The organism is Microbacterium sp. ISL-103 (assembly GCF_018613995.1).
Lineage (GTDB): Bacteria > Actinomycetota > Actinomycetes > Actinomycetales > Microbacteriaceae > Microbacterium.
Genome location: NZ_JAGGPD010000360.1, coordinates 1 through 9042 on the forward strand (window position 1 = coordinate 1; position 9042 = coordinate 9042).

The 9042-nt window shown below is 68.0% G+C and carries 8 protein-coding genes and 1 pseudogene; 2 read left to right on the top strand and 7 right to left on the bottom strand.

What is annotated here, in order from left to right:
• Positions 1 to 239 (bottom strand): annotated as a pseudogene (locus J7E68_RS13275) (hypothetical protein); the annotation flags it as partial.
• Between the two features lie 281 nt (positions 240 to 520).
• Between J7E68_RS13275 and J7E68_RS13280 the strand changes: the two are divergent.
• Positions 521 to 1138 carry a vitamin K epoxide reductase family protein gene (locus tag J7E68_RS13280; protein WP_215173327.1) on the top strand — a complete coding sequence of 206 codons (618 nt, stop codon included), beginning with the start codon at positions 521 to 523 and terminating at the stop codon, positions 1136 to 1138.
• 70 nt (positions 1139 to 1208) lie between these two features.
• Here the strand turns inward: J7E68_RS13280 and ndk are convergent, their stop codons facing one another.
• From ndk to J7E68_RS20325, 5 genes are all read right to left on the bottom strand, one after another.
• On the bottom strand, positions 1209 to 1625 hold the full coding sequence (ndk, locus tag J7E68_RS13285) for a nucleoside-diphosphate kinase (RefSeq protein WP_045254652.1): 417 nt from the start codon (positions 1623 to 1625) through the stop codon (positions 1209 to 1211).
• A 1-nt stretch (position 1626) separates the two neighbouring features.
• A complete protein-coding gene (locus J7E68_RS13290; RefSeq protein WP_251048965.1) occupies positions 1627 to 2046 on the bottom strand; it encodes a DUF4233 domain-containing protein in 420 nt (139 codons plus the stop codon).
• Positions 2043 to 3395, bottom strand: coding sequence for a folylpolyglutamate synthase/dihydrofolate synthase family protein (locus J7E68_RS13295; protein WP_215173330.1), 1353 nt, complete (start codon positions 3393 to 3395; stop codon positions 2043 to 2045). Before J7E68_RS13295 ends, J7E68_RS13290 begins: the two co-directional genes overlap by 4 nt.
• Complete coding sequence (ileS, locus tag J7E68_RS13300; RefSeq protein ID WP_215173332.1) at positions 3392 to 6757, bottom strand: isoleucine--tRNA ligase; 3366 nt, start codon at positions 6755 to 6757, stop codon at positions 3392 to 3394. The genes J7E68_RS13295 and ileS overlap by 4 nt, the downstream gene beginning before the upstream one ends.
• A 94-nt stretch (positions 6758 to 6851) precedes the next feature.
• Entirely contained in the window at positions 6852 to 7664 is an 813-nt protein-coding gene (locus J7E68_RS20325; RefSeq protein WP_311416904.1) for a DUF559 domain-containing protein, read from the bottom strand.
• Positions 7665 to 8150: 486 nt separating this feature from the next.
• Between J7E68_RS20325 and J7E68_RS13310 the strand changes: the two genes are divergently transcribed.
• Positions 8151 to 8801, top strand: a complete 651-nt coding sequence (locus J7E68_RS13310; protein WP_215173336.1) for a pentapeptide repeat-containing protein — start codon at positions 8151 to 8153, stop codon at positions 8799 to 8801.
• Here the strand turns inward: J7E68_RS13310 and J7E68_RS13315 are convergent.
• Positions 8791 to 9042: ABC transporter ATP-binding protein (locus J7E68_RS13315; RefSeq protein WP_251048966.1), on the bottom strand; the 252-nt coding region annotated here is incomplete at its 5' end. The genes J7E68_RS13310 and J7E68_RS13315 overlap by 11 nt on opposite strands.

A 9042-nucleotide genomic window follows, 5' to 3' on the forward strand; every position in this document is an offset into this window, starting at 1 on the left:
GCGGGAGCATCCTCCGCAGCAGGAGCATCCTCCGCAGCAGGAGCATCCTCCGCAGCAGGAGCATCCTCCGCAGCAGGAGCATCGCCCTCTGCGTCGGAGGAGGCCTCGCCCACCACGTCTTCGGAACTGTCGGGCGTGCCGACCGTCTCCGGAGCGTCGGCGGCTACCTCTGCGGGTGCGTCAGCATCCGCAGAGAAGTCGAGGGTAGGGGCGTCGTAGTCATTGTTGTCATCGGCCATCTCTGGCGTGCTCCTCGTGCGGACACTTCGTGTTCCGCCAACTCTCGTGCGGCACCCGCAGGTGCCGCGAACTCATTCGGTGTGCGACCGGCTCATGGCTCTGGTCACGAGGGGCATACGGCCCCGAAGTCTGCGTCGATGCCCACCACGACGGGGTCGAGCGGTGCATCACAGGCCATTATCGCACCAAGTGCGCCGGTTCGCGGCATCGTCGTGCGTCCGCGTCGTTTTCTCCGGTGTGCTCTCGCCCGATCCATAGCGATCGCTGAGATAATCCACATATGAGCGAGCAGCGTACCCGCCCCGTCGTCTATGCCGTGTGGTTGATCATCGCGAGCGTCATCGGCTGGTTCGCCGCCTTCCAGCTCACGGTCGAGAAGTTCGTCCTTCTCGAGAACCCGACCGACCCGCTCGCGTGCGACGTCAGCCCCTTCATCCAGTGCAGCAAGAACCTGGGCTCGTGGCAGGGCGAGATCTTCGGATTCCCCAATCCGCTGCTCGGACTCACCGGCTGGATGGCTCCACTTGTGATCGGTGTCGCGATCCTCGCGGGCGCGCGCTTCCCCCGCTGGTTCTGGGCGGCTTTCGGCGCAGGGATCACGTTCGCCTTCGGACTCGTGTGCTGGCTGATCGGCCAGAGCCTGTACGCCTCGAACCTCCTGGTGCTCTGCCCGTGGTGCATGGTGACGTGGGCCGTCACGATCCCGACCTTCTTCGCGACCATGCTGCACCTGACCCGCAACGGCACCTTCACGAAGAGCGAGAAGGCGCAGCAGCGCGCCGACAAGCTCATGGTCTGGGTGCCGCTCGCCACGATCCTCGCGTATGCCGTCATCATCATGATGGCTCAGCTGCAGGGTCTCGACTTCCTCGGCGAGATGGCGCGCATCATCTTCTGAGCCGCCGCTGCCGCAACGACGAAGCCCGCCGCACGAGAACGTGCGGCGGGCTTCGTCGTTGCGTGGAAGATCAGTCGAACCAGATGCCGAGCTCTCGCGCGGCGGACTCGGGGCTGTCCGAGCCGTGCACGAGGTTCTGCTGCACCTTCAGGCCCCAGTCGCGTCCGAAGTCGCCGCGGATCGTGCCGGGGGCCGCCGTGGTCGGGTCGGTCGTTCCTGCCAGCGAGCGGAAGCCCTCGATCACCCGGTTGCCCGCGAGGCGGATCGCCACGGACGGACCCGAGAGCATGAACTCGAGGAGCGGCTCGTAGAAGGGCTTGCCCTCGTGCTCCGCGTAGTGCTCGGCGAGGAGGTCACGGTCGGGCTCGACCAGACGGATGTCGACGAGCGCGTAGCCCTTCGACTCGATGCGCGCCAGGATCGCTCCGGTGAGGCCGCGCGCGACACCGTCGGGCTTGACGAGGACGAGGGTTTCTTCGGTGGCCATGTCATTCACTCTCTGTCTGAGTCTCGGTCGCGGGCCCGTCAGGACGACGTGCATCCAATCGAGCCCCCATGATCGTCGCATATCCCCACAAGCCGCCGAAAATCACGACGACGAGCAGGATCGCGGGCACCAGGATCGCAGACAGGGCTATGACCACCTGCAGGATCCACCCGGCGGTGATCGCCCAGGGCTTCGTGATCATCCCTGCCAGGGCGATGCAGGCGAGACCCACGACCGCTCCCCCGACGATGCCCCACCACTGCGGGATGCCCGCGGGCAGCGTCTTCAGGCCGAACACGGTGAGCCCTGCGAGGAAGACGACGATCGACTCGAACCCGAGCACGATCGGCGCCAGCTTCTGAACGAGGGTCCGCGGCGGGCGAGGGGCACGCCCCGGGCGCGCGGCCGACTCGGCGGTCATGCCCGCCACCCCGACTGCCAGACCTCGGCCTCGGCAAGGGTGATCGCCTCTCCTGCGAGCACGACGGAGCCCGCGATGACGACGGCCCGCCGGTCGGAGGAGGCCGCCCACTCGCGTGCGGCGTCCGCGGCCTCCGCGAGGGTCGGGTGCACGGTCGCCCGCTGTCCCGTCGCTTCGACGAGGTCGGCGATGAGATCGGCGTCGCTCGCGCGATCGGACTCGGGGGCTGTCGCGAAGACGTGCGCGGATGCGGGCGCGAGTGTGGCCACGATGCCCGCAGCGTCCTTGTCGGCGAGAACGCCGAGCACGACGCCCCACTCATCGAAGTCGAAGCTGTCGTCCATGGCCTGTACGAGGGCAGCGGCTCCGTGCGGGTTGTGCGCGGCGTCCACGATCACGGTCGGCGCGACGCCCAGCAGCTGCAGGCGCCCGGGCGACGTCGCCCCCTGAAGGCCCTCCGAGATGATGTCGGCTGCGATCGGCTGCGCGCCGCCCCCGATCAGGGACTCCACGGCGGCGACCGCGAGGGCCGCGTTGTGGCCCTGGTGGGCTCCGTACTGGGGTAGATACTCCTCGACGTACGCGGCGGCGAGTCCGCGGATCGTCAGCAGCTGTCCGCCCACGGCGAGCTTCTGCTCGGCGAGGCCGAACTCTTCGCCTTCGAACGCGATGGTGGCGCTCTTCTCGGCGGCGACACGACGAAGCACGTCGGCAGCCTCGGCGGGCTGCTGGGCCGAGACGACCGCTGCCCCCTCTTTGATGATCCCGGCCTTGACCGTCGCGATCTCGGCGATCGTGCCGCCCAGGCGATCGGCGTGGTCGATGTCGATCGGCGCGAAGACCGCCACGTCACCATCGGCCGTGTTCGTGGAATCCCATTCGCCGCCCATGCCGACTTCCAGCACGAGCACGTCGACAGGAGCGTCGGCGACGGCCACGAACGCCAGTACCGTGAGCAGCTCGAAGAACGTCAGCGGTTCTTCACCGGCCGCCTCCAGCTCGGCGTCGACGATCTCGACGAACGGCGAGATCTCGTCCCACGCGTCCGCGACCGCGGAGTCCTCGATCGGCTCGCCGTCGATCATGATCCGCTCGGTGAAGCGCTCGAGGTGCGGGCTGGTGAAGAGTCCGGTGCGCAGCCCGTGAGCCCGCAGCAGGCTCTCGATCATACGAGCGGTCGACGTCTTGCCGTTCGTGCCCGTGATGTGCACGACGCGGTAGGTGCGCTGCGGGTCGTCGAGGTAGGCGAGGATTCGCGCGGTGCGCTCCTTGCGCGGCTGCACCCAGCGCTCACCCGCCCGGCTCAGCAGCGTCTCGTAGACGGCATCCGCCTTCTCGCGCGCACTCATGCGCTCACCTCCGTGACGTTCGCATCGATGGTGACGACGATCGGCCGCTTGTCGGCGCCGAGGGCCGTGGCACCGCTGCGGAACACTCCGTCGCCCGGGCTCGTCACCTCGTTCACGAGCGTCGCCATCTCGTCGGTCGCGTGCACGGCGAACCCGACGGCGAGGGTCTCGCGCGCGATCAGCTCGGCGTGCACCTGCAGCGCCTCGGCATCCGCGGCACTGACGTTGAGCGCGAGCACGATGCGGTCGCTCACGTCGAGATCGGCGTTCTTGCGCGCCTCCTGCACGACCCGGATGGCGTCACGCGCAAGGCCTTCGGCCTCGAGCTCGGGGGTGGTCTGCGTGTCGAGGAGCACGAATCCACCCGACGGCACGAGGGCGAGAGCCTCCCCCTCCGGGCGCCCAGCGGTCTCGAGTGCGAGCTCGTACTCCGACGGCTCGAGCGCGATGCCGCCCGCGGTCACGACGCCGTCGGTCTCCGACCAGTCGCCTGCCTTCGCGGCCCTGATCACGGTCTGCACGTTCTTGCCGAGGCGCGGGCCAGCGGCGCGGGCATTGACGCTGAGACGGTGACTGATGCCGTAGTCGACCGCGGTCGTGCCCGTCTGCTCGACCAGCTCGACGGACTTGACGTTGAGCTCGTCACGCAGGATGTCCTCGAACTGGCCCAGAGTCGACGCCAGCGGCGAGACCACCGTGAGGCGCGCGAGCGGCAGCCGCACACGCAACTTCTCCTTCTTGCGCAGCGCGTTGGCGACGCTCGACAGGTCGCGGACCGCATCCATCGCATCGCGGATGTCGGCGGCTGCCGGGAATGCCGACTCGTCGGGCCAATCCTGCAGGTGCACGCTGCGCCCGCCGGTGAGTCCCTGCCAGACGCGCTCGCTGATGAGCGGCACCAGCGGAGCGGCGACCCGGGTCAGCGTCTCGAGCACGGTGTAGAGCGTGTCGAAGGCGTCGGTGTTCGATCCCTCCCAGAACCTGTCGCGTGAACGACGGATGTACCAGTTGGTGAGCACCTCGGCGAAGTCCCGCAGACGCGCGGACGCCGTCGTGGAGTCGAGTCCTTCGAGATCCTCGCGGACTCCGCGCACGAGGTCGCCGAGGCGGGCGAGGATGTAGCGGTCGAGCACATCGGTCGAGTCGGTGCGCCACGTCGCCTCGTACCCGCCGGGCTTCGCGGCATTGGCATAGGTGGCGAAGAAGTACCACGAGCTCCACAGCGGAAGCAGGAACTCGCGGACGCCGGCGCGGATGCCCTCTTCGGTCACCGCGAGGTTGCCGCCGCGCAGCACCGAGCTCGACATCAGGAACCAGCGCATCGCGTCGGAGCCGTCGCGATCGAGCACCTCGGAGACATCCGGATAGTTGCGCAGCGACTTCGACATCTTGTAGCCGTCATTGCCGAGGACGATTCCGTGGCAGCTGACGCCCGTGAACGCCGGACGGTCGAACAGCGCGGTCGACAGCACGTGCATGACGTAGAACCAGCCGCGGGTCTGCCCGATGTACTCGACGATGAAGTCGGCCGGTGCGTGCGAGTCGAACCATTCCTGGTTCTCGAACGGGTAGTGCACCTGCGCGTACGGCATCGAACCCGAGTCGAACCACACGTCGAAGACGTCTTCGATCCGGCGCATGGTGCTCTTGCCGGTGGGGTCATCGGGGTTCGGACGCGTGAGGTCGTCGATGTACGGACGGTGCAGGTCGATCTCGCCCTCGGGGTTCCGCGGCAGGGTGCCGAAGTCGCGCTCCATCTCCTCGAGCGAGCCGTAGGCGTCGACGCGCGGGTACTCGGGGTCGTCGCTCTTCCAGATCGGGATGGGCGAGCCCCAGTAGCGGTTGCGGCTGATCGACCAGTCGCGTGCGCCCTCGAGCCACTTGCCGAACTGACCGTGCTTGACGTTCTCGGGCACCCACGTGATCTGCTCGTTGTTCGCGAGCAGGTCGTCCTTGATGTCGGTGACGCGGATGAACCAGCTCGACACGGCCTTGTAGATCAGGGGGTTCCGGCAGCGCCAGCAGTGCGGGTACGAGTGCACGTAGCTCTGCTCGCGAAGGAGGCGCCCCTCGGCGCGCAGCAGGCGGATGAGCGGCGTGTTCGCGTCCATCCAGAGCTGACCGGCGACGTCGGTGACGTTCGGCAGGAAGCGTCCTCCGTCATCCAACGACAGGATCGTGGGGATGCCGGCAGCACCGGCCACCCGCTGGTCGTCTTCACCGTAGGCGGGAGCCTGGTGGACGATTCCCGTGCCGTCGCTGACGGTGACGTAGTCGTCGACGAGGATGCGCCAGGCGTTCTCCGTGCCGTACGCCTCCGTGTCGGCGTAGTAGTCGAAGAGTCGATCGTAGGTGACGTCCTGCAGGTCGGCGCCTCGCACCGTCGCGTCGACTGCGGCGAGCGCATCGTCGAGGCTCTCGTACCCGAGGTCCTTGACGTAGCCGCCGAGCAGCTCACGGGCGAGGAGGTAGCGGTGCGCCGAGGCCTCGACGGCGGCATCCGTCGTCCCCGCGATCTGGTGCACGTCGGCAGCACCCCCTGGGCCCGCGGGAAGCACGACGTAGTCGATGTCGGGGCCGACGGCGAGGGCGAGGTTGGTGGGAAGGGTCCACGGTGTGGTGGTCCAGGCCAGAGCGCGCACGGCGGTGAGCCCGAGTGCTTCGGCCTTTGCGCCGGTCAGGGGGAACGTGACGGTGACCGACGGGTCCTGACGGTTCTGGTACACATCGTCGTCCATGCGCAGCTCGTGCGCAGACAGCGGGGTCTCGTCGCGCCAGCAGTACGGCAGCACCCGGTATCCCTCGTAGGCGAGCCCCTTGTCGAACAGGGTCTTGAACGCCCAGAGCACGCTCTCCATGTAGCCGAGGTCGAGGGTCTTGTACCCGCGCTCGAAGTCGACCCAGCGCGCCTGACGGGTGACGTAGTCCTGCCACTCGTGGGTGTACTTGAGCACCGAGTCCTTCGCCTTCGCGTTGAAGACGTCGATGCCCATCTCCTCGATCTGGCTCTTCTCGGTGATGCCGAGCTGCTTCATGGCCTCGAGCTCGGCCGGCAGACCATGGGTGTCCCACCCGAAGACGCGGTCGACCTTCTTACCGATCATCGTCTGGAAACGTGGGAACACGTCCTTGGCGTACCCGGTGAGCAGATGCCCGTAGTGCGGCAGACCGTTGGCGAACGGCGGGCCGTCGTAGAAGACCCACTCGTCGTTGCCCTCGCGCTGGTCGATCGACGCGCGGAATGTCTGGTCGGTCTCCCAGAAGTCGAGCACCTCGCGCTCGATCTCGGGGAACCGAGGGCTCGGGGCGACGGAGGCAGCCTGGTCGGCGGCGGGGCCGAAGGAGGAACGCGGGTAGGTCATGTCGTCTCGCAGGAGTCGTGGCGGATGCTGCTGCGAGGACGATCCGTCGGGAATGTCATCCCGGGAACCGCGGTACCACCTCGCGTGCCGCGCCTCACGGCGGAGCCACTCTCACTGCGGCTGTGACGGGCCTGCCCCGCTCGGTTCTACTGAGTCCGTCCTCGAGGACCGACCGTTCTTCCGAGAGCTCCCCGGTGATGTCCGGATCACAGCTCGTGCATCCATTGTACGCGCGGTCGCGGGAGTGCGCCTCCTCCGGCGTGCGTGCCGGTGCGCACCTGCGAAGTCCGTGTGCGCTTCCACAGTCCGTTCTCGGCATATTCGGACTTGCGAAGCGAACACGGACTTGTCTGGTGCCCAGGCAGGCCGCGCGGTGAAGCCCCTGGGCGACAGCGCGCATGATCAGGTCCTGCACGAGGGGCCAGTCGAACATCACCTGGGCGTACGACACCCTCATCACGTGATAGCCCATGAGTGTCAGCTCAGCATCGTGGCGGATGTCTTCGGAGCGCTGAGCGCCGACGTGGTGTGCGCCGTCGATCTGGATGACGAGTCGTTCGCCGATCAGCGCGTCGACGCGGTGGCCCGCGATCCAGATCTGCACGCGGATGGCTACCCGAAGCCACCGCAGACGGACGCGAGGATACGTCTCCAGTCCCGCATCCGAGAACGGCACCGCGTGGTCGAGGATCTTCCGAGCGGCCGGCTTCCACGCGTACCCACGCAGCGCTTCGAGCGTGACGAGCGATTTGTTGAGGGCCGACTCCCACGTCGCGAGCGCACGTTCGAAAGGCTCGCACTCCGCGATGTAAGCGAGCACGTTCTCGATGGGGTCGACGAGGGCGTCCGGATGCCGGGGGACGATCGGCTTCCCCCGGTGCCCCCGAGCCTCGAACGGGATCCGCACCGCGGCGTTGTGGGGAACAGCGAAGTGTGGGGCGNNAGCCTGGCCGCGGTCACCACCGTCTTCTCGGCGCCCTTCGCCGCAAGCCACCCGCGGCGGGGACGAGTGATGAGGCCGCGTCGCTGGGCTGTCTCCACCGTCCTGCGCGAGAAGCCGCTCTCGGCGACGACGACGCTGCGCACCACACCTCCCCGATCCGTGATCAGGCGGAGCAGGTCGTCGACGGTCTTCATCCGTTCAGTCTCCGGATCAGCGAGCCTGGTTCTCATGGTCGCGCACCCATGACGCAGAGCCGGTGGACAATCGTCTCTGGCCCTCCGTCCGTGCAGGAACGGTGAGCTGCACGCCCCGGAAGTCCCCTCACGCCTCCCCAGTCAGGTTCCGAGCTGTGCGGACTCGCCAGGTGCACATGGACTCGCGAAGCGCACGGCCACCGGGCGCACGCAGCCGCGGGGCGCGACTGTCGCACCCACCCTCTACCCTCGAAGCATGGCCCGCTCCCCCGAATCCCCTGCGGCTCCCCGCGTCTCGCCCCCTGATCTCCCGCGCGAGTTCGAATCGGCGACGGCCCGGCGCAGCGCCGATCTGCTCGCGGCGAGCCTCGATCTCTCCGGCACCGTCGATCTCGCCTACGCATCGCTCGAGCAGTGCACGATCGCGGCAGACGCCGATGCGGTCGATCTCAGCGGCGCCACGCTCATCGACGTCGATTTCACGAGCGTGCGGATCGCGTCGCTGCGGATGCGGGACGCGAGCATCCGCCGCGTGCGCATCAGCGGAGGCCGGATCGGAACCCTCGATCTGAGCAGCGCCCGCATCGACGAGCTGCTGCTCGACGATGTGCGCATCGACTATCTGAACCTCGGAGGAGCGAAAGCCACCGATGTCGAGATCGATGCGTGCGGCATCCGCACTCTCGACATGCCGCAGGCCGAGCTCACCCGGATGCGATTCGCCGAGACGCGCTCCGATGAGGTCGATCCCCGAGGCATGCGTGCGACGCACGTCGACCTTCGGGGGCTCGACGCGGCAGCGTTCCTCGACGCGAACAGCCTCCGCGGCACCACGCTCAGCAGCTACCAGGTGCAGCAGCTCGCGCCGGTGCTGGCGGCCGGGATCGGGATCCAGGTCAAGGACTGACGGGCCGATTCGCCTCGAGAAGCTCCTGCGTGAACGGATGCTGGGGCGCGGCGAACACCTCGGAGACCGCCCCCTGCTCGACGATGACCCCGTCTTGCATCACGAGCACGTCGTCAGCCACCGCACCGATGACGTCGAGGTCGTGCGAGACGAAGATCATCGTCAGGTCGCGCTCGCGCTGGAGACGCAGCAGCAGCTGCAGCACGCGCTCCCGCACCGAGGGGTCGAGGGCCGACACCGG